The sequence below is a fragment of the Occallatibacter sp. genome (genome assembly GCF_036502485.1).
GTDB lineage: Bacteria > Acidobacteriota > Terriglobia > Terriglobales > Acidobacteriaceae > Telmatobacter.
Genome location: NZ_DASXYM010000146.1, coordinates 1 through 20797, shown reverse-complemented (window position 1 = coordinate 20797; position 20797 = coordinate 1). Strand labels below are relative to the sequence as shown.

At 61.6% G+C, this 20797-nt stretch carries 19 protein-coding genes; 7 read left to right on the top strand and 12 right to left on the bottom strand.

Annotated features, from left to right (window positions below; genetic code table 11):
• The first annotated feature begins 367 nt into the window (after positions 1 to 367).
• Positions 368 to 613 carry a DUF5597 domain-containing protein gene (locus VGL22_RS18450; protein WP_465268442.1) on the top strand — a complete coding sequence of 82 codons (246 nt, stop codon included), beginning with the start codon at positions 368 to 370 and terminating at the stop codon, positions 611 to 613.
• Positions 614 to 627: 14 nt separating this feature from the next.
• Here VGL22_RS18450 and VGL22_RS18445 read toward each other — a convergent pair whose 3' ends face one another.
• Complete coding sequence (locus VGL22_RS18445) at positions 628 to 969, bottom strand: hypothetical protein (RefSeq protein ID WP_465268420.1); 342 nt, start codon at positions 967 to 969, stop codon at positions 628 to 630.
• A gap of 8 nt (positions 970 to 977) precedes the next feature.
• Positions 978 to 1541 (bottom strand): RNA polymerase sigma factor, encoded by a 564-nt coding sequence (locus VGL22_RS18440; RefSeq protein ID WP_465268419.1) that lies wholly within the window; start codon positions 1539 to 1541, stop codon positions 978 to 980.
• 175 nt (positions 1542 to 1716) lie between these two features.
• Between VGL22_RS18440 and VGL22_RS18435 the strand changes: the two genes are divergently transcribed.
• Positions 1717 to 2040: a hypothetical protein gene (locus tag VGL22_RS18435; protein ID WP_465268418.1), complete on the top strand. Its 324-nt coding sequence runs from the start codon at positions 1717 to 1719 to the stop codon at positions 2038 to 2040.
• A 100-nt stretch (positions 2041 to 2140) separates the two neighbouring features.
• On the opposite strand, the gene VGL22_RS18430 is transcribed toward VGL22_RS18435, so the two are convergent.
• From VGL22_RS18430 to VGL22_RS18410, 5 genes are all read right to left on the bottom strand, one after another.
• Positions 2141 to 3610 carry a NapC/NirT family cytochrome c gene (locus tag VGL22_RS18430; RefSeq protein WP_465268417.1) on the bottom strand — a complete coding sequence of 490 codons (1470 nt, stop codon included), beginning with the start codon at positions 3608 to 3610 and terminating at the stop codon, positions 2141 to 2143.
• 140 nt (positions 3611 to 3750) lie between these two features.
• Positions 3751 to 4062, bottom strand: a complete 312-nt coding sequence (locus tag VGL22_RS18425) for a c-type cytochrome (RefSeq protein WP_465268416.1) — start codon at positions 4060 to 4062, stop codon at positions 3751 to 3753.
• Positions 4063 to 4228: 166 nt separating this feature from the next.
• Entirely contained in the window at positions 4229 to 4546 is a 318-nt protein-coding gene (locus VGL22_RS18420) for a c-type cytochrome (protein WP_465268415.1), read from the bottom strand.
• Between the two features lie 286 nt (positions 4547 to 4832).
• Positions 4833 to 7247: a hypothetical protein gene (locus VGL22_RS18415; protein ID WP_465268414.1), complete on the bottom strand. Its 2415-nt coding sequence runs from the start codon at positions 7245 to 7247 to the stop codon at positions 4833 to 4835.
• A gap of 14 nt (positions 7248 to 7261) precedes the next feature.
• Entirely contained in the window at positions 7262 to 8155 is an 894-nt protein-coding gene (locus VGL22_RS18410) for a DmsE family decaheme c-type cytochrome (RefSeq protein WP_465268413.1), read from the bottom strand.
• A 633-nt stretch (positions 8156 to 8788) separates the two neighbouring features.
• Here VGL22_RS18410 and VGL22_RS18405 point away from each other — a divergent pair.
• Positions 8789 to 9541, top strand: coding sequence for a Crp/Fnr family transcriptional regulator (locus VGL22_RS18405; RefSeq protein ID WP_465268412.1), 753 nt, complete (start codon positions 8789 to 8791; stop codon positions 9539 to 9541).
• Positions 9542 to 9691: 150 nt separating this feature from the next.
• Entirely contained in the window at positions 9692 to 10255 is a 564-nt protein-coding gene (locus VGL22_RS18400; RefSeq protein ID WP_465268411.1) for a nuclear transport factor 2 family protein, read from the top strand.
• A gap of 29 nt (positions 10256 to 10284) precedes the next feature.
• Here VGL22_RS18400 and VGL22_RS18395 read toward each other — a convergent pair whose 3' ends face one another.
• The 3 genes from VGL22_RS18395 to mnmG all read right to left on the bottom strand — a co-directional run bounded on the left by VGL22_RS18395 (position 10285) and on the right by mnmG (position 15433).
• Positions 10285 to 11502: a prenyltransferase/squalene oxidase repeat-containing protein gene (locus tag VGL22_RS18395; protein ID WP_465268410.1), complete on the bottom strand. Its 1218-nt coding sequence runs from the start codon at positions 11500 to 11502 to the stop codon at positions 10285 to 10287.
• A gap of 32 nt (positions 11503 to 11534) precedes the next feature.
• Positions 11535 to 12638, bottom strand: coding sequence for a DmpA family aminopeptidase (locus VGL22_RS18390; RefSeq protein WP_465268409.1), 1104 nt, complete (start codon positions 12636 to 12638; stop codon positions 11535 to 11537).
• A 707-nt stretch (positions 12639 to 13345) separates the two neighbouring features.
• Positions 13346 to 15433, bottom strand: coding sequence for a tRNA uridine-5-carboxymethylaminomethyl(34) synthesis enzyme MnmG (mnmG, locus tag VGL22_RS18385; RefSeq protein WP_465268408.1), 2088 nt, complete (start codon positions 15431 to 15433; stop codon positions 13346 to 13348).
• 140 nt (positions 15434 to 15573) lie between these two features.
• Here mnmG and VGL22_RS18380 point away from each other — a divergent pair, with 140 nt between their 5' ends.
• A complete protein-coding gene (locus VGL22_RS18380; protein WP_465268407.1) occupies positions 15574 to 17109 on the top strand; it encodes a hypothetical protein in 1536 nt (511 codons plus the stop codon).
• A 198-nt stretch (positions 17110 to 17307) separates the two neighbouring features.
• Here VGL22_RS18380 and VGL22_RS18375 read toward each other — a convergent pair whose 3' ends face one another.
• Positions 17308 to 17505 (bottom strand): hypothetical protein, encoded by a 198-nt coding sequence (locus VGL22_RS18375; RefSeq protein WP_465268406.1) that lies wholly within the window; start codon positions 17503 to 17505, stop codon positions 17308 to 17310.
• A gap of 285 nt (positions 17506 to 17790) precedes the next feature.
• Here VGL22_RS18375 and VGL22_RS18370 point away from each other — a divergent pair, with 285 nt between their 5' ends.
• Complete coding sequence (locus tag VGL22_RS18370) at positions 17791 to 18117, top strand: hypothetical protein (protein ID WP_465268405.1); 327 nt, start codon at positions 17791 to 17793, stop codon at positions 18115 to 18117.
• A gap of 154 nt (positions 18118 to 18271) precedes the next feature.
• Positions 18272 to 19399, top strand: coding sequence for a phenylalanine--tRNA ligase subunit alpha (gene pheS, locus VGL22_RS18365; protein WP_465268404.1), 1128 nt, complete (start codon positions 18272 to 18274; stop codon positions 19397 to 19399).
• A 148-nt stretch (positions 19400 to 19547) separates the two neighbouring features.
• Here the strand turns inward: pheS and VGL22_RS18360 are convergent, their stop codons facing one another.
• Positions 19548 to 20642: an IS5 family transposase gene (locus VGL22_RS18360; protein WP_465268403.1), complete on the bottom strand. Its 1095-nt coding sequence runs from the start codon at positions 20640 to 20642 to the stop codon at positions 19548 to 19550.
• Positions 20643 to 20797 lie beyond the last annotated feature (155 nt).

Below are 20797 nucleotides of genomic sequence, written 5' to 3'. Positions count from 1 at the left end.
GCCAGAGCTTGCACAAGAAGTCCCATCTCATCTTCCGATAAAGGCTCGAAGGTAGCGCCACCACCTTTTCGGTACGGGGCCGCGCATTTCTAGTGTTTGGCTGGATTGTATCGCGCCGCAGGTTCTCAACGCGCCGGATTCTGCGGTGCAAAATGGGTTGCTTATTCAAGAACTTGGCGCCGCGGACAGCGCGCCCTCTTACAATGCGATTGGTTCAACTGTTGATGCGATGGCCCTCGCAGCTCGGAGGCAGATTGAAGGCTCTGATAGCGCAGTACCTCGCAGCGGCGTTTGTCGCGAGGATGACGGTTGAAGCAGCAGCGCAAACCACCGCGCCGCAAGTCACCTCGCCACAAATCTCCCGGTCATTGAGACAGCGCCCGATGAATTTCTGCTTGCCGGATGCGGCCTCTCCGTAACCATCACCCGCGATCCCGATACCGACAACCATGTATCCGGAATCGCCGCCATCGAGCAGGTCGCAAAACAAAACGGCGCGTGGATCACAGAACGGCGCTTGAACGGCGACCAGAGCAACCAGGGACGGCAGCTCATGCTCGATCCCCACCAGATGCGCACCTCCCGCGTAAAGCTCTACAGCTACGCACGCTGAATGGGTGTGCCGGCTTACGCCGGCTCCTTACTCTCGCTGCCCGGTGCGCCAAACGGCCCGCAGCGAGTCCCCATGCGCTGCCGCATGCTGTCGCGCTCTTCCGGCGTCATCGCGTCCCACATCTTCTGCTTGCGCCGGTCCCGCTTGTTGCCGCGGTGGCCGCCGTTGCCGAAACCTCCAAACAAAATGCGGCAAAGAACAAGAAGCCCCAGCCCCTGCCAGAAGGTGACCGTGTGCCACCCAAACAACCCCGGCAGCAGCCAGTTCCACAGGCGCATCACGACTTCGCCAAAGATCCAGACAAACAGTACGATAGCCGGCGGTGCAATCAACGCAATCCAGATTTTCTTCTTCATAACATTCCTCATTTCCTTGTGAACCCGTGATGAATGGCCTCGAGTTGGCGACGAAGCGCAAGAACGGCATAGCGCTTGCGCGAGAGCAGCGTGTTGATGCTGACCCCCGTCTCGGCCGCAAGCTCCTTGAAGCTGCGGCCCTCCATCTCGTTGGCGATGAACACTTCGCGCTGCTCCGCGGGCAAGCTGGCAATAGCAGACTGCAGCGCCTCCAGAAGCTGAGCGCGCAGGTACACTGCCTCCGGCCCGTCCTCCGGCGACGGAAGCAGCGCTTCGAAATCAAGCTGCTCCCCCTCCTCGCCTCCAGCAGCCAGTTCAGAGAACAGCACTGGCTTCCGTTTGCGAAACAAATCCGTGATGCGGTTGCGCGCGACGCTGAACAGCCAGCTGCTTACGGTATCGACAGGCATCAGCAGGCGATGCGCCCGGACCAGTTCGTAGAAAACCTCCTGCAGCAGGTCCTCCACGTCCGTTCCGTGCGGCACGCGTTTGCGGATGAAATTGCGCAGCCGCGAGCTCTCTTCCGCGATGGCTTCGGATATCTGCCGGTCTTGCTCGGTGATCGAAACCATGGCGCGGATGCCTTACTCATCCAAAGCTGAAGACGAACGGGAAGCGGAATTATTGTAGGCCGCACACGCGAAGTTCCGCGCAATCGCTCTGCGTCCGGCGCATCTTGAAAACTGCGCGAATCCGGTCCCCAGAGGCGAAGCCGAAACCAACTCCCCGCCTCCGCCAGGAATCTATATGGATATGAAGATTAAGTGGCATGTACCCGCAATGTTTCTGGGAGCCGCGCTGATGTGCGTCCCGGCTACCGGATGGACTCAACAATCCGACACGGCGCCCGCACCTGCGCAAGACAACGGCACGAAGGCAAAGCAGGACATCAAGAGCGCGGGACACGAAACCAAGAGCGCAGCCAAAGACGCCGGGAACGGCGTAAAGCACGGAACCAAAAAGGCCTACCACTCCACCAAGAAGGGCACCAAGAAGGCCTGGAATAAGACCAAGAGCACCACCAAAGGCGCAGCCAATGGCGCCAAAGAAGGCGCGAAGCAGCCGCAGTAATCGGCATCCGCCTTCCTGCACTCTCAAAAAAACACCGGAGGCTCCACCCAGCGCACGCCGGGTCGAGCCTCCGGAAGTTGGCAACCTGTTCTCCTGCCCCCTACTGCCGGATACCGAGATCCTGCAGCACTTTAGGCTGTTTCTCGTCGACAACCAGCAAATTGTGGCAGGCAGCGCAGTCGTTGGAGATGGTGGACTTGGCGTCCTTCGTGCTGTGGTCCCCGTCATGGCAGCGGAAGCATCCCGGGTAACTCATGTGCCCGATGTGGTTGGGATGCGTACCCCAGGTGACCTTCATCTCAGGAAACACATTGCGCGTGAAGATACCCACCAGCCCCTGCCCCGCGGCCCTGATGTCCGCCGATTTGGCCGCGTAAACGTCGGCATGCTGCGTCTTGTAAAAATTGTCCAGGTCCGCGGGAATCTTCTGGCTGGCTTCCTCCGTCGATGAATACGTCGCCTTGAGCAGTTGCAGCCCTTCCTTGTGCACCCACGGCAGCTCCGGATTGATCACGTGATCGGCCATGGCGCGGTTCAGGGCGTCTTCCGCGGTCTGCATGCTGTGGGCCGCGCGATTGTGGCAATCCACGCAATCCATCAGGCGCCGCTCGCCCTTGGGCATCTCTCCCTTGAGGGAAGCAGACGTATAGACCGACTTTGATCCATCTGGATTGGTGCGCTCGATCCACGGAATCTCGGTCCGGCTTGCATCGGTGTCGATGTACTCGATGTGTCCGAGATGCACGCCGTGAATCCCAAGCAGATTCGACAGCGAGTCCCGTCCACCCAGGTGCATCACCAGCACGCTCTGCGTCAGGGTGTTGGTCTCATCATCGGCGTAAGTGGATTTCACCAGCAGCTTGTCGCCGTAAAAACGCGTGGGCGTGTGGCAGCCTTCGCAGATCTCCCGCGCCGGACGCAGATTGTGTACCGGCGATGGGATGGGCTGCGGGTAGGTGGGAATAAGCTTGGGCGCTACGCCCGCAATCGGCCGCAGCGAAACTTCAATCAGCTGCTTCGTGCCGTTCACCTTGGCCTGGAAATACGAAGCCGCACCCGAGCCGATGTGGCAGTCGACGCATGCCACGTGGGAGTGTGCAGACACCTGGTAGGCCGAGTATTCGGGGTGCATCACGTGGCACGATTGCCCGCAGAACTGCGGCGAATCCATATACGCCGCGCCGCGATAACTCGCCACCGCCACCACCAGCAGGTTTACGACCGTGGCCACCAGAACAATATCCACTCCGTGGCGGAAGATGCGATCGTTGAAGTCCACCTTGGGGAACTCGACCGGAATCGCGCCGGCCTTCAGCAGCTTCCTGCGCCGCAGGAACATGCCAATCGGAATCAGCACCAGGCCAAGTATGAAGAGCGCCGGCAGAATGAGGAAAAAGATGATCCCAAGATACGGATTGTCGTTGCGGTGGAGCAGTTCGTACAGCCAATAGCCGATCATCGTCACGCCCGACGCAGTGGTCATGGCGCCGCCGACGAGACTGATGTTGTTGTTACCGAAGAAAAGCGCCGGCCGAACCCAGTGTTCGCGGAATCTAAGCAACAAAGGCAAGTGACCTCCCCCGGTTCACCGCATGAAATGGCCCGCTACGTCGCGTCTCCAGGATGATGCTGCACTACGTGGAAAGCTGGGTGCGGGCCGTGATCCGTCTTATTCTGTTGAACTGTTTGTATATGTGAGCGTTGAACGGCCTATTTCAGCGTACGGAAATAGGTCACTGCCGCCTTGATCTGGTCGTCGGTCAGCTTGCCCGCGAAAGGCTTCATCTTCCCCTTGCCGTTCTTCACCGAGTCGATCTGTTCCTTCTCGGTGGTCTTGTACTCCGCGGCCGGCTTCACGTCCATCATCTTGGCAATCCCGGCATTGGGCGTGCCGGAGCTTCCGTGGCAGCTCTGGCAATTTGCCTTGTAAATCGCATCACCCGCAGACTGGGCGAAGCTCACAGTGCCGGCTACTGCAAAAATCGCCGCCAACACTACCTGGTTCCGAATCATCGTTTTCATTACGTTGCTCCCTGAACTTGAAAACCCGGCCGGCCTCAGCGAGTTGCCTGCCCAGCCTTTGGTTTACATCTCACGCGCTGCTACAAGCCCGGAACCGGTAATGCGGTGGTTCAGATCTCAAACCACCGCATACCCGCCCGTGCAAACTTAAAAGTGCCGCTACGACTTACTTCGCAAACGTGCGGAAGTACTCCACCGAAGCCTTGATCTGCGCATCGGTCAGCTTACCCTTGAACGCCTGCATCTTGCCCATCCCATCCGAAACGGCCTTGATCATCTCCGCTTCGGACATCTTCTTCACATCGGGATCCGTGGCCGGCTTCACTTTCATCGCCTTCCCCGCCCCTGCATCTGCCATGCCGGTTGCGCCGTGGCACATCTGGCACTTCGCTTTGTACGTGTCGGCGCCTTCTTGTGCCAACACCGGTGCTACTGCCGCAAAACCAAGCAGAACCAAACCCGCAACTCTGGCCTTCGTATTCACTTGGAGAGACTCCTTTCGTTCATTCGTCTCTTCCAGGGCGCACCGCGTCTCCTGATACCAGGACCGCGGCGCCCGAAGGCGTATTTCCGCCGTGCAGCTTTGCCTCTGCCCGGCGAGTTGTCTGGGCCCTTTGCCCTGGTATTGCCTCAGAACTGCAGGCGCAACCCCGAGTGTGTTCGTACTGCTGTTAACGTTGTGCGGCAAGGTCAAACCCAGATCCCTGCCGCCGTGCTTGCAAACTCGAAAAATCCCAGGGCCATCCAATCAGGCAATGGCCCGCTGCCGATCAAAACGCGTACTTCACACCCAGCGTGAAGATGTTGCCGTTAAAGTCCCGCGGCGCAGGTCCCGCCGGGCCTGACTCCGCGTAATCGGGCCGATTCCAGTCCCCATGCCACGACCACTGCGGCGCAATGTGCACCACCAGATCCGCATAGGGAGTCCAGTAGGTTGACTGCAGCGCGCCCGGCACTTGATATGGGCTCAGCATCTCCGCGTAGCCGTTGATGGAATTCACCCGCACACCCGCGCCCATCGCCACATACTTCGGCGCGGTGTAGTGGAACATGCCGTTGAAGAACGTGGTCGGCGCCTTGTAAAGCCCGTTGCCTCGATACGGATTGCCGCCCCCCGTGAATTGACAGGTCCCGCCGCTGCCCGCGCCCACCGGAGGCGGCGTCGCCGTATAGCAGAGATCCGTCTGCGAGTACACGCTTTGATAGGCATAGTCCAGCTCCAGACTCATGGACTCGGCCGGAATAATCCGCGTGGTAAAGCTGACGTCCGTGTTGTGCTCCTTATGATTCACCAGCGGATCCTTGTTGTCCGCGAAATAGGCGATGCCGCTGGCCGAAAAGTCAATCCACTTCGCCGGCTTCGATTGCACCCGCGCGCGCAGATCGCTGATCCGGTTCGGCGCCTCGCGCGTGTAGGTGTCGCTTGGCGTCGTGGTTGCATTGGCGGATTGCGAGTGCATCAAATCATAGTTCAAGTTGACGCGGAGCGCGTGAGAAGGCTGAATCACCGCGCCCAGCAGAAGCCAGTTCTGGTGCCACACCATCCTCGGATCGTCATCCACCTTGATCTGCCGCGCATTGAACCGCCACCCCCCGGTGAACTTGAACTGCGGCGTGATCGCTACCGTGCCCAGCACCGTGTTGCCCGCATTTTTGTGCGCCAGATAGTGCGCATCCGTGTTCAGCGTGGTGCTCGCCGTAAGGCTGGGATCGTTCAGCGGCGTCAGCAGCGACGTGCCATACACCACCGGCGGCCCCTTCTGCGTCGCCACACCCTTCAGCGTGAACTCGTTCCACGCCGTCCGGCCCGGAACCCGCACATCCCAGTAATTCACCACGTCCGAGACTTCAAAGATCGGCGTAAACTCGGCGCGAATGCTGTAATCGCCGTTGACGTTGACGCGCTTGTTGTTGGCCAGATGCCCGTTGGGGAGCGCGCCCGTGTCCACAATCTCGCGAAAGAACGTGCGCGAGTTGAACCCCACGAAGGTCTGGTTGAAGCTGTTCACGCGGCTGTTGCCGCCGCTGTACAGGAACCTCCCATTCATCGCCACCTTGTCCCAGTAGCTCGAGGCGAAGCGGAATTGCTCGGTCGGGAAACTCGTCCGCGTCGGAGCATTCTGATCCTCCACGGTCGTGCCGCTGCAGAAGGGATTCACCACGCCATTCTTCACCGCCGGCCCGAAATTGGCCGTGCCCGATGTGCCGCAGTTCGTCGTCGTCAACAGGTTCACGCCCACGCTCACCGGTGAGCCGTCAGGCAAAACGAACATCGGCCCCTGCAGCCGGTAGTTCGTGTCGCCTTTGTAAAACACAAGGAACTGGTCGTAACTGAAGGTGGTCCGCTGCACCGGCTTGTAATCCACCCCCGCCACCCACGTGTCGATCGCGTTGCGGAACCACTGATATTCCTGCACGTCTCCGCCCTGGTGGATGGTGGAGTACGAGGGGCCCTCGTGCGTGCCGTGGTTGTATCCCAGGCGGAAGCTCACAAGCGAAACCGGCAGAATCGTCAGCAGCGTGTCCGTACTGCGGCGCACCGTGTTAAACAGGTGCAGCGAGTCAGGCTGCGCCACCAGTTGACTGGGGCCCAGCAACGAGTTATCCAGCAGGTTGTAGTCAAAGTACTGCCGGCTGCGCCGGAAATTCGAGGCAAAGTCGTACCACTTCCCCTTCGAGAGATTCAGATACGTGGTGTCGTACGGATCGCCGCCATAGCCAAAGCTCGAACTCGACAACGTGTCGAAAAACGGCGTCTTGTGCGGATCCAGCGTGTGCATCCGCACTTCCTGCCCCAGCACGCGCGCCCCGGTGCTCTGGTTGATCATCGTGGCCCACATCGCATGGCTGCCGTTCTTCTCGGCAAAGCGCCCGCCCAGGTCCACCATGGAATGCACCTGGTACTTGCCCATGTTCTTTCCGTCCGTTGCCTCCGCGGGCTTGGCCGGAGCGGGCTTGGCCGGAGCGGGCTTGGCCGGAGTCGGCTTGGCCGCTTCCGGCTTGGCCGCTTCCGGCGCGGGTGCCGTCGTTTGCGCTGCCGGCTCTGTCGCCGGCGCCTGCTGCGCATGACCCGCCAGGGCCGGAATCGCAGCCAGAATCACTGTCGCTGCCAGGGTGCGCCACCGGAGACTAAATCCGGCCGGCGACCCCGTCAGACGCATGCGTAAATAAGTCTGATTCGTCATCGCTCACCCTCGCCTTAGTGCGTGTTGAAGAACACAGGGCTCACATTCGAGCCGTGTATTTCGCTGTGGCACACCGTGCACGATTGATACTGCGCGGCCTGGTTATGCGCCGGTCCCATCGGCTCGCTCGTCGAAAAATTCTGCGACGGCGAATGACACTGCAGGCAGATCGTGTTCACGTTGGACCGGTTCAACAAACGAGGATTGGGCCCGCCATGCGGCGTATGGCACGACATGCAGCCCTCGGTCTTCACCACCGCATGCTCATATACATAAGGTCCGGCGGTCTCGGTGTGGCACTTGGTGCATACCGCATCCTGCTGTGCCGACGCCCGCAGTCCCTTTTCCTTGAACGATCCGTGCGGGTTGTGGCAATCCGAGCAGCTCACCGCCCCCTCTTCCACCTTGTGGTGGAACGGCATCGAGAACTGCGGCTTCACGTCGGAATGGCACTGGAAGCACAACATCGGCTGCGCCGCCTTGAGCAGATGTTCCGGCTCCTTGCTGGCATGCACGCTGTGGCATCCCAGGCAGCTCACATTGCCTTCGCCGTGCCCCGAGCGCTCAAAGTTGGAATGCTGGCCGCGATGGCAGCTCAGGCACTTCGCATCCACTTCCTTGGCCGTCGCCTTGGCCGGATTGAAGATCTTGCTTGTGTCCCCGCCCCCGTCCACGTGGGCCTTGCCCGCGCCGTGGCAGTTCTCGCACGTCACGCCCTGCTTGCCGTGCATCTGCGCCATCTTGGTGTGCGGATTCGAAGCGAACCCCTTGCTCACTTCCTCATGGCAGCCCGCGCAGGTTTCAGAGCCGACAAAATCAGAAGCAGCAGGCTCCGCCGCCTGCTTGCCGGCCGCCTTGGCCCCCGGCGCGGCCAATCCGCTGGAAGTTAAATACAGGCCCCCAGCCATAAGGAATAAACAAGCTTGCAGTCCCCGATGCCTCTTCAGAACCGCACGACGCTGCATCTTTGTTGATGGTTTACCGATTTGCATGAATACCGCCTCGCATCCAGCTCGTAGTCCTTCGCACTTTACTGATGACCGGGACCACACTTCCTGCATCGGCTGTCGGCAGCCCGCCACAAGTCGTTCTCGGCCAATCGAAGCAACTGCTGTGCGTAGCATCACTTCATGGGGTGAGAATACCGGCAATTCCGCGAATCAGGCGGTGATGCTTATCACACCTAACTCCAGAGTCTCCCCCGCTTGATGGCTTCGGGCATGCTGCCAGTATTTACAGTTCTGGCGTCTTGATTTCCTCACAGGAAACAACCGGCCTGCCCCAGCGCGAGCTTCCTGTTTTCTTTTACTTACTGCCCTCGCCCCATCCCGCGAACAACCGGCCGGGTCCAACGCACGAACCTCCTTTTTTGGTGCAAATGGGCATCAGCCGTGAGCCTCGTCACATTCCCCGATGCGAAACTTGGCCAATATTGGTACAAGCGAAAATCTACCCGGGCCGGGTAAAGCATCTGGGTACGCCAGCCTTCGCCGTTGCGAAGTGAAACGTGGCCACTGCCGGCCGGCAGAAATGAAGTCATCATGGCGGATGTAGAACAATTTGCGATGCCTGAAACGCGCAACCGGTATATACCCCGGCAATCGCCGGTGGGATGTGCTGCCTGTTCCAATCGACGCCCGGGGTGGTTCTGCTCTCTTGGGAGCGCAGTTCTTGCCGACCTCGAACTGGCAACCAGCACCATCGCGCTGCCCGCCCAGGCCCCCTTGTTCTCCCAGGGAGAGGATGCCCGCTGCCTCTATCTCATTTGCGGCGGCTACATGAAGCTCACCGTCGGCCGCGCCCATGACAAGCAGATGATCGTGCGCGTGGCCGGTCCCGGCTCCATGCTCGGCCTCTATGCGGTGCTGTCGCACGGCATGTACGAGGTGAGCGCCGAGTCGCTCACCCCCGCCCAGTTGCGGCCCGTCGAACGCGATCGCTTCCAGAGCTTCCTGCGCGCCCACAAAGAAGCCCAGATGCGCGCCGTGCAGTGCATCTGCCAGGAGTACCGGTTTGCCCTCCAGGATGCCTGCCGCATCGCCCTCGCTGAAACCGTGGCCGGCCGCCTCGGGCACCTCATCGTCGACCTCGGCAACCAGATCGGCCACCATCTGCCCTCCGGTGAAACCCGTTTCCCGCTGCTCCTGACCCACGAGGAGATGGCCTCCATGACCTGCACCACCCGCGAAACCGTCACCCGCACCCTGGGCCAGTTCCGCAAAGACGGGTGGATCTCCATCGAGGATTCCCTCGTGACCATCCATCAGCCCGAGCCGCTCGAAACCCTCCTCTGATACCGGACTTCATGCATTCCTCTCCATACGGGAGACGGCGCCCCTTGCCGTCTCTTTTTCATGGAAGCGGCCTTCTCCGCCGCCGCGACGCACCGGCGTGATTCTTCCGGAGTCAAAGAGATATCATCTACGCAGGGAGTCCTTAGCCCAATGATCCGGAAATTGCTTTGTTTTTCCTCTGGTTTGCTCTTCTGCTTCTCCGCACTGGCCCAGGATCAGAATCCCCCCGCGGCTTCCGTCGCGCCCGGGGTCACATCCGCGGCAAGCTCTGACGTGCAGTCCTTCCAGAAGATCGAAGACAAATGGGACGATGCGGTCAACAACCGCGACCAGTACGCCCTCGAACTGGTGCTCTCTCCCCTGTTTGTGGGCATAGCCGCCAATGGCGACATCACCACCCGCAACCAGGAACTGGCCGGGGTCATCGCCGAGCCGGATAAGACGATGCACATCGATCAGCACATCATCACCGTCCGCCAGCTGGGCGACACCGCCGTCGCCAACGGCACTTACACCCTGCACCACAAGGCATCGTCAGGCCCGGTGGATGAAAAGGGCGTCTTCACCCATGTCTTCCAGAAGCAGCGCAATGGCTGGATCTGCGTGAACTCGCAGCGCACCGTGCTGCGCGAAGACGGCCCCGCCGGCAAGAACAAGAAAAAGCAGTCCGGCGCGGAACAGCCCTTCCACATCCCGCTGTTTTCAAAAGACTAGAGGCGGGCTCAAGGCCTGGATCCCGCCCTTCAGCGGCCGCTCGCCCGCACCTGCGCATTCCCGTGCGCCACGTGTTTCTGCGATTCGAGCAGCGCCACGCTCGCATAGGCGGTTGCCGCGTCGCTCATGAACTTTCCCGGGCCTGACTGCGGATCGCGATTCTTGTTGAGCGACCACGCCGGCCACGCTCCCGTTTCCGCATTCTGGTTCGCGCGCAGCCACCCCAGCGCCCGCTCGATATGCGCCGGAGTCGACCGGGACGCATGCGGCGCGCCCGCCACCGCCTCTTCGAGGACCAGCGCAATCAACGCCGTGGCGTATCCGTCGGAGCGCGTTTCGAGAGACGTTCCATCGCGGCGATGCCAGCCGCCGAGATCGGTAGTGGACCAGCCGCCGTCAGGTTTTTGAAGGGTGTAGATGCGCTTCAGCAGAGCATCCTTCCGCGGCGCGCTCAGAATATCCGGGAATGACTCATCCGCCCACAGGGCTGCGACCTTGTTCAGCAGCGGCTGGGCGTCGTAATGGGTCGTCAGGTATTCGGTCAGCGCTTTGAGGCGCTCCTGAACGTCCGGCTGCTGCCGGTATGCGGGCTCGCGGGCCGCCTGCATGGCCATCAGCGCCGCCCAGTGATACTCTGACTCCTTCGACTCCCATGGCGCGTAATCGAAGTTCTGCCACACCCACGCTCCGGCGTCCGGCCCCGTAGTGGTTTGCAGCTCCCAGGCGTGCCGGAAGGCCAGCTTCGTCACCTCGTCCTGCTTTCCCGCCTCCACGTCGTAGTTTGAAAGAATGATCGCGTTGAGCACCGCCTCGGCATTGCGCGATTCAACCTCCTTTCCCTTGCCGTACGCCTCGTCACTGTAAAACGGCAGCATCTCGTTCCATGCCTGCACCCGCTTGCGCACATCGGCCAGCATGGCTGCTTCCTGGTCCGCGGGGCCGTGCGTGCCCAGGCTTGCCCGCAGAACCGGACGCGCCAACGCGTAAGTTGCCTGGGTGTGGCACGAGACGCACCGCGTGCCGTGGTCGCGTTTGGCATGGTCCCAGCTTTGCCACCAGGACTCGCGCGCATCAAGATAGCGCGCCGCCGCTCCCGCATCCCAGCCGGTCTTGGCGGGGGGCTTCGGCCGGGCCGGCTGCGACTCGTCGGCTTTAGGCTGATCCGGTCCCGCGACCTGGCCCGCCGCTTGCCTCAAAGGCATCTGCGCCAGGATCACCACCGCCATCAGAAAGAGCGTCTTCCGCATGAGCGAAGACTACAGCAATTGCCAGGCGAAAATCAGCGGTTGTACTTCTTCATCAGCCTCTGCAGTTCCTCGTGCGGCAGCGCCTGCACCGTATGCCCGTCAATCCCCGTCATCGTCCGCGCCCCCACCATCGCATTCACAATGGCCTCTTCCGTCGCCTGCACCGTGGCTTCAAACAGCGGCGTGATCTTGTCGTTCGAGACCGTATCCACCTTGTTGGGCCCGGGAGAATCGTCGAAATGAGGGTTCGCCGTCGAGAAAGCGATAAAAATATCGCCGGAGCTGTTGCCTGAAATGGACCCCGTCCGCGCCAGCCCCATCGAAGCGCGCCGGGCAATCCGCTTCAGCTGATGCGGCAACAGCGGCGCGTCCGTCCCCACCACAATAATGATCGACCCCACATCCCCCCGCGCCTCGCTCCCCGGCATCTTCGATAAAGCCTGCTGCGGCGGCAAGGGCAGTTCCTTCCCCACCGGCACGCCGGCAATGGTCAACTGCGGACGCCGCCCGCAGTTGCACTGCACCAGCACCCCCACCGTGTAGCCACCATCCTGCTTCGCAATCACCCGTGACGCGGTGCCGGTCCCGCCCTTGAACCCGTAGCAGACCATCCCCGTGCCGCCCCCCGTATTCCCCTCTGCAACCGGCCCCGGCTTTGCTCCGTCCAGCGCGGAAAACACATGCTCCGGCTTCACGTGGAACCCGTTCAGGTCGTTGAGCCACCCATCCCACGTCTCCGCCACCACCGGCAGCGACCACTCGTCTTCCTTCACAAATTTGTTGCGCAGCGCCCACTGGATTACGGAGTCGCGCACCACCCCAACCGAATGCGTATTGGTGATGCCGATCGGCCCCTGCAGCAGCCCCGACTCCTCCACCCACGTGGTGCCCGTCATCTCCCCATTGCCGTTCAGCGAAAACCACCCGGCGTAGGCTGGATGCGTGTCCTTCCCGCCGCGCGGCAGCACCACCGTCACCCCGGTGCGCACCGGACCCTCCCCCACCCTGAGCGGCCCCTCCCCCCAATTCAGCGTCGTCGAGCCAACCTCCACGCCCGCTACATCGGTAATGGCATTGAGCGGCCCCGGCGTTCCGTCAAACGGAACCCCAAGGTCGCGCGCGCGGACAGTCTTCATCGATTCGGTTTGAGTCATCGCGGAGTTGGCGCTCAGGAGCACTGCGGCGGCACAGCAGACAGCGAGCTTGAACATGAGGTAGTGTAGCGCGGGCGCTTCGTCACAAATCCGCGGAGCATGCTTTCAAAAGATTCCCGCTCCCTGTCGGGAAACTCGTCGCATCTGCTCCTCGCCTGTTCTCGCATTCGACCTGGCACCCGCATCTCGGAATCGTGACAGCGATCACAGCGACGCTTCCCCTTTTCCTCCATACTCGCCACAGCAAACAGCATCAGGGGAGTACTCTGCGGCTTTGTAACAAGGGCACGGCTTCAGCCGGGCCAAAAAGGCCCAATAGGAATCCGAGGGCTTTAGACCCTGCCAAGACGCCCCTGCCAGGACTTACGTGCCGCAAATGCGAATCTCGGCCGCACCAACTGTCTTTCTGCGCTAGTCCGAACGAACAGAAAGTTAACTCGACAGTTACGAAGTAGAGCTTTTTTCAGTGTTTTCGTAAAATAAATATGTAAGTTATTTATTTTCAGTCATTTAGTCGCATACCCCTAGTGATCCAGCTCACACTTTGATCCGCTCTCACCCCGCCGGAAACGCCGGCAGACCCCCTCCGCCGACATCCTCTCGCCAACTGGCCCTTTGCATGCCTATTACTCATCTGTTAACACCCCGGCAGCATGCCGGTGCGGCTTGCCTGCACCGGTCTCCGCAAGCTATGCCGATGCCGGAGCGGCCCCGGGTCCCCGCGTGTGCCCTGCGGTCTGCGCACGCCGCGCTCCCTGCAGCCGGATCGACACATGCACCAGGCTCAGCGCCGCCGGCGTCACCCCCGGAATCCGGCTCGCCTGCCCGATCGTCTGCGGCCGCACCCGCTCCAGCTTCTCCCGCATCTCGCGGCTCAGTCCGCTGATGACCCCATACTCCAGCCACTCGGGAATGTTGACCCCCTCCGCCGCCTTCAGCTTCTCAATCGACTTCTTCTGTTGATCCAGATACCCGGCAAACTTGATCTCCGTCTCCACCGCCCGCGCCTCATTGCGCATCGCCGCCCGCGCGACCCGGTCATCGGCCCGGCGGTCCACCAACTCCGACAGCAGCGCATCCTGCCGAACCTCGTCAGCCAGCGCCCGCAAAACCGGCTCGATACCGACTTCCGGCCGCTTCAGAAGTTGCGCCCACGTCTGCCCCGCGACCGCCGTTAGATCGCCCAGATCGGCTGACTGAAGCGCCTCGGCATTGGCCTTGCGGGTCGAAAGAAGCTTCTCCAGCGCGGCCATCCGCGCCTGCTTCTGCTGGTACGCGGCCCATGCCTCGTCGTTGATCAGACCCAGCTTGCGGCCGTAGGGCGTGAGCCGGCGGTCGGCATTATCAATGCGCAGGTGCAGTCGGAACTCGGCCCGCGACGTAAACATGCGATACGGCTCGTTCGTGCCCTTCGAAATCAAATCGTCAATGAGAATGCCCGTGTACCCCTCGGTCCGATCCATGGTGAACGGCGCCTCCCCCTTGAGATAAAGCGCCGCGTTGATGCCCGCCATGATCCCCTGGCATGCGGCCTCTTCATAACCGCTGGTTCCATTGATCTGCCCCGCCAGATAGAGCCCTTCCATCGATTTCACGCGCAGCGTCCGGTCCAGCTCCGTGGCGTCCACCGAGTCGTACTCGATGGCGTAGCCAGGGCGCAGCATCTCCGCTTGATCCAGACCCGGAATCGAGTGCACAATCTGCCACTGCACCTCCATCGGCAGCGACGTGGACATGCCGTTGACGTAGACCTCATGCGTGTTCAGCCCCTCGGGCTCAAGAAAGAACTGGTGCTGCGTCTTGTCTGGAAACTTGACGATCTTGTCTTCGATCGACGGACAGTACCGCGGCCCCACGCCCTCGATCTGCCCCGAGTACATGGCCGAGCGGTGCACGTTCTCGCGGATCACGCGCAGCGTCTCCGGCGTGGTGAAAGCAATATGGCATGAGATCTGCGGCTGCACAATCTTCTTGGTCCTGAAGCTGAACGGAGTCGGGTCCGCATCCCCCGGCTGCTCCTCGAACATGTCCCACTTGATCGTGCGACCGTCCAGGCGCGGCGGCGTACCCGTCTTGAGCCGGCAGGTGCGCAGCCCCAGCCGCCGCAGTGCCTCGCCCAGCAGAACGGAAGCCGGCTCTCCGCTCCGTCCCGCCGGATAACGCTCTTCGCCGCAGTGAATCAGGCCATTCAAAAATGTGCCGGTAGTGATGATCGTCGCCCCAGCCATCAGCCGCCGCCCATCACGAAGCTTCAGCCCCACCACGCGCCGTTTAGTCGCTGCTCCTTCGCTCCCCTCGCTCGTGCCTTCCTGTTCCGTTTTTCCCTCTTTCCCTCTTTCCCTGCCTTCCTGTTCCCTTTTTCCCTCTTTCCCTCTTTCCCTGTCGTCGATCACCAGATCGACGACCTCCGCCTGCCGGATATGCAGCCCCGGCTGGCTCTCCAGCACCTCGCGCATCTTCACCCGGTACTGCGCCTTGTCGCACTGCGCCCGGGGGCTCCACACCGCCGGCCCGCGCGACGTGTTGAGCAAACGGAACTGGATGCCAACCGCGTCCGCGACCTCGCCCATAATTCCGCCCAGGGCGTCCACCTCGCGCACCAGGTGCCCCTTGGCAACGCCGCCCACCGCCGGGTTGCAGCTCATCTGCGCGATCAGGTCCATATTCATGGTGATCAGGGCCGTCTTCAGTCCCATGCGCGCGGCTGCCATGGCGGCCTCGCAGCCAGCATGCCCGGCGCCCACCACCGCAACATCGTATTGTTCCGTAAAAGCCATTCCTTCCTATTCTACGGATATCCAACTTCGCGAGTGTCCCTGCGCATGAATAGGCCTGCCCCATCGCCTCTTGGATCACCCCGATCTTTTCCGTGGAACACCTCCCTGTCCTGTGCTACCGTACGCGCCAGAGGTCCTGAATGGTCTCGAAGCTGCTCTCGAAGCGCGTTCTCTGGATTGGCAGCTTGGCGGCACTGGCCCTGGTGGCCCTCGGCATGCTCCTGTTCCTCTTCTTTCCGGCTGCCGATGCCCACCCCAGCGAATCGATCATCCGCTCCATCGACCAGAAAACCGCGCAGGTCCGGATTCAGGCCCTCGTGGACCGCAATCGGTTTGAGGACGACTCCCCCGCCACCCTGCAGATCACGATCCAGAATGATTCCGCGCAGCCGCTGGCCAATCTGCACCTCGCGCTGAGTGCGCCCGGCTTCGAGCTCAACCAGTCGAAACTCGCCTGCGACGGCATGACCGGGCCGGGCGACGACCGCCAACTGTCGACGCACACCAATTGCCGCTACAAGATCGACCTCGCGCCGGCGGCCCGCTCCGGAACGTACGGCATTGCCCTTTATGCCAGTTGGAATCAGTCCAGGACTGCGCAACATGCCAGCCTGCTGGTCGGCCCGATCAGCATCGACAGGCCCTGGGGCGCCGCCCGCTGGACCCGCGCCGGCCGGAGTCTGGGCAATCTCTTCAAAGACCTCACCCTGCCCATCCTGCTGGCTGTGCTCGGTGCCGTTTTCGCAACCATTCAGAGTGATCGCGAGGCCCAACGCCGGGCAGACGAATCGCAGCGTGAGATCGATCGAGCCGCGCGGGAAAAAAAGCTGGAGGAGGACCGCATCGAGGCGGATCGATTACGCCAGGAGGCGCGCATCGCCGCCGAGAAAGCAGCCGAAGAGATCCGCATCGCCGCCGACCAGGCGAAAGAAGAAGCACGCCGGATCGCCGAGGCCGAGGAGGCGGAACGCCAGGAGGTGCGGCGGCTTCTCCTGGAACGGGTGATGGCACTGGCTGAGCAGCACTACCTTCCCTTCGTCGGCATCGCCCGCCTCATCCTCAACGAAGCAGATAAGATCGCCACAAAAAGGCCCGACGCCTCGGCGCAGAAGCTGTTCTTTCAGGTTCTTTTGCTGCTGCGGCGCATGGAAACATTCAAACTCACCAAGGGCGGCATCTTCTTCAGTTCGCGCGATGGCGAGCGCGCCGTCGGCGCAGCCTGGTACCTGCTGCGCATCGGCATGTACGCCGCCCTGGGCGACGCCGAAGTGGCGGAGGCGCTCAAAGTGGTCAAACCAAAATGGAATTATGCCTCGTACCTGGCGGAGTTTTCCAAACTCGACGCCCTGTGGAAGAACTTTGAGGCGTGGCTGGCGGAGCCGCTCATGTCCTCCGCGCTCACAGGCTCATTCTGGCAGATCCTCGGCACCGTCGACGCGTTCCAGGCTGTCATGGCCTTCGAGGCCGACAAAGCCCTTACAAAGTATTGGTATAACAACGAGCAGGGACGGGTGGAATTCAGGCAGGCCGCGCCCACCATACTCTACGATCCTGCCGCTGCCGATCCGCCCTTCAAGAAGCAGATCGCTGAACTCGGAACGCTGCTGAACAATTCGTTCGGGCGCTCGGTGACGATACTGCCCATCCCGTCGACAACGCATCCCGTAAGTTGTTAATAAACCTCAACTCCACGCATAATCTACTCCCGTAGGCGGCTAAATTTCCCGTCCAACGCAAATAGGATACACGTAGAGTGTATCCTCGTCAACATCGGAAGCTTTGAGATGTTTTAGTAGACTTCGACTCCCCGCATTGGGGCTACCTCTCGATCTACTTTACCACGATTGGGCCCGCAAAACGCCTGGGCGATCCGTCTATGCGTGCCGCCGCTGCCCGCCCAGCCAGGCAACGCCGCCAGGGCAAGCGCGGCAACGAAGTAGCTCGCTGAGCAGGTTGCGGAACCGCAGATAGCCGAGCACGCGGCGCAATACGTCAGGCTGCCGCGCGATCTCCGCGCCGTTCCACAGCACGTGGCCGGCGGTGGCGCGCGTGATGGTGGCCAGGATGCTCATCAAACGTAGTTTTGCCGGCGCCATTGGGGCCCAGCAGACCCAGAACGCCCGGCCCGATTGTCAGATTGAAGCCGCGCAGCGCGACGAATCCGCGACGATACTGCTTTGAAACATCCTGAATGGATAGTTGCACTTGCGATTACTCCTGTGGCTGGGCTGAAGGCTAGTACGCGGCACCCGTTGTTAAGTTCCGGCATCAGAAAAAGAAACGCTCTGGATAAATTACTTCCGGGCGCATACGATGCACAGCAAGTTCCCCATTCCCCGTCCCAGGAGGCTTCCCCGATGGGTTCCATAGATTACAACCGCGATCCGCAAACCTGTGCCGGCGCCGGCCAGCAGGAGCCGGCAGCGCAGGACGAACCGGCCCGACAATCTCCGGAAGATCTGCAGGAAGAGAACCGCAAAATTCGCCGCCTGCAGATGGTGGTGAATATGGTGACCCAGGTCATCGCGCAGGATTCTTCGCTGAGCGTGGAAGAGGCGTCAGAAATGGTCGCCGACACGCGCCGCGTGGCCCTCGGCATGTTCCCCGAAAAAGAGCTGGCGTTCAACCTGATCTACTGGCCGCGCCTGCAGCGGCTCATGCGTGAGCGGTTCCGGATGCAGTAGCCCCGAGGAACGGACGCTCATCCGGGCGAGGCAAAGCGGAAATCACAGGTCCAACCCGGATTTGGCGGCGCAGCCGCGTCCAGCCGCACCACAGGTGCCTGGCGGCGAAGCCGCGTTTAGCCGCACCGCAGGTGCTTTATCCTGAAACCTACGCATGACCAACGAACCGATTCCTGAACTGGGGGGCTACGACGAGCCCTCTTTAGACAAGGCTTTCGCCGCGCTGGAGCAGCAGGCCCGCAGCGACGCTGCCAGGCTCACGGGCGACGAAGCTACAGAGGCTTATCGCCTGCAGTGGCTTGGCCGCAAGCAGGGGCGCCTGAACGATGTCTCCACCCGATGGCTCAAGGCTGCGCCGCCGGAAGCGAAGAAGTCCCTCGGCCAGCGCTTCAACGCGCTCAAGGCCACAGTGGAGCAGTTGCTCGAGCAGGCCGCCGGCGGTGGACCCAGTGACGCCGCACTCGCCGCCGAGGCCATCGACATCACTCTCCCAGGCACCCGCCGCCTTCTGGGCGCGGAGCACCCCATCACCCGCACCATGAATGAGATCGTCAGCGTGTTTGCGGCGCTGGGCTACTCCGTAGGCGTGGGCCCCGAAGTCGAGACCGACTTCTACAACTTCGAAAGCATGAACTTCCCGCCCGGCCATCCTGCGCGCGACACCCAGGACACCCTCGTCATCGCCAACCAGGACCGCCGCCCCCTGCGCGACCGCCTCCTGCTGCGCACCCACACCTCCCCCGTGCAGATGCGCACCATGGAGCGCCAGCCGCCTCCGGTCCGGATCGTCATTCCCGGCAAGGTCCATCGCAACGACGCGCAGGACGCCACGCACTCGCCCATCTTCCACCAGGTCGAAGGCCTCTGCGTCGACACCAACATCACCTTCTCCGACCTCAAAGGCACGTTAGACCACGCCATGAAGGCCCTCTTCGGCTCCGACGTCAAAACCCGTTTCTTCCCCAGCTTCTTCCCCTTCACCGAACCCTCCGCCGACGTCCAGATCTCCTGCATCTTCTGCGGCGGAAAAGGCTGCCGCAAGTGCAAGCACTCCGGCTGGATCGAGCTCCTCGGCTGCGGCATGGTCGACCCCGCCGTCTTCGCCGCCGTCACCGAAGAACGTCGCAAGATCGATCCGTCAGACGACGCCTACAACCCCGAAAAGATCACCGGCTTCGCCTTCGGCATGGGTGTCGAGCGCATCGCCATGATCCAGCACGGCATCTCCGACATCGGCCACTTCTACTCCGGCGACATGCGCTTCCTCGAGCAGTTCCCCTAGGAGCTTGTTGAACTTCAGCGCGGTGTCGGTTCTTTGCTGGTGATTGTTGACTTGGCTTTTCTGAAATCGGTTCGAATCGTCTGTTTTGCGGGTTTTTACGCGGCGTTCGACGGGTCTTGGAGGGCCTTTTCGGGCTCTCCGGCCGCCTTCAGGCGCACTGCTCCACGGGGCTTGCCTGTCGTCCAGGGGCTATCAGTTTCGGCAGCCGCATGAGGTTGTGGGCGGCGCAGCTGAAGACGAACAGCCAGTCGACCTTGCGCAGTCCGCGCAGCTTTACCTGGCGGATGGGTCCGGTCTGCTTGAGCCATCCAAATCCCTTTTCGATCAGCCATCGGCGGCTCAGGCTGATGGCGTAGCCGGGATGGCGCGTGGTTCTGCGGTCGAGGTTCGAGCGGCGCCCCTTCTGGTTCCTGGTCACATGCGCGGTGACGTTCAAGGCACGTGTGGCCGCGATGAAATCCTTCGTGTCGTAGGCCTTGTCCGCGCCTACGGTGATGCGCCGCCTGCGTCCTTTTCGCTTGTCCTGAAGCATCAGCAGCGCAGCTTCGCGCTCAGCGTAGCCGTCCGCCTGGGTGACCATGGCGGCGGCGATCAGGCCGTTGCGGTTCTCCACCAGCGTGTGGCCCAGATAGGCCAGATGCGACTCCTTGCCGTAGCTCTTTTTGTACAGTCGCGCATCCGGGTCGGTGGTCGATTCATGCGTGTCGTTGGAGCGCTTCTGGCCATGGAAGTCTGCGCCGTCGCTGCCATCGGAATCGCCGTCCTTGGCGCGGAAGCTCTTGTGCGAGGCCCAGGCCTGGATCAGCGTGCCATCGACGGTGAAGTGATCGTCCGACATGAATCGCTTCGCCTGCTTGTTCACCGCCGCGAAAAACTGTTGCGCCACCTCGCTGTTGAGCAGCCGGTCGCGGTTCTTCGAGAACACGGCGTGGTTCCACACCGCGTCGTCCATACCCAGGCCGACGAACCAGCGGAACAGCAGGTTGTAGTCGATCTGCTCGACTAACTGGCGCTCCGAACGGATCGAATAAAAAGCCTGCAACAGCAGCGCCCGCAGCACATACTCGGGCGCGATCGAGCGCCGCCCCAAGTCCGAATAGAGCCCATCGAACTCCGCACTCAACGACCGCAAAACCTCGTCCGTCAGCTTGCGAATCGCACGCAACGGATGCTCCCGAGGAACACGCTGCTCCAGCGTCACATAGCTGAACATCCCGTCCTGAACCCGCTCGTCTCCACGCATACTCCATAGACGAATGCGAATCTAATCCAGTCGCAAGGGGAAATTACTTCTTCAACAAGTTCCTAGAGTTACATAGGACGGGGGACGGGCGGGACGAGCGTCACTGCAACCGAGTGATGCAACGCGGGTCTCTATGGACCGGCTTTATAGGAATC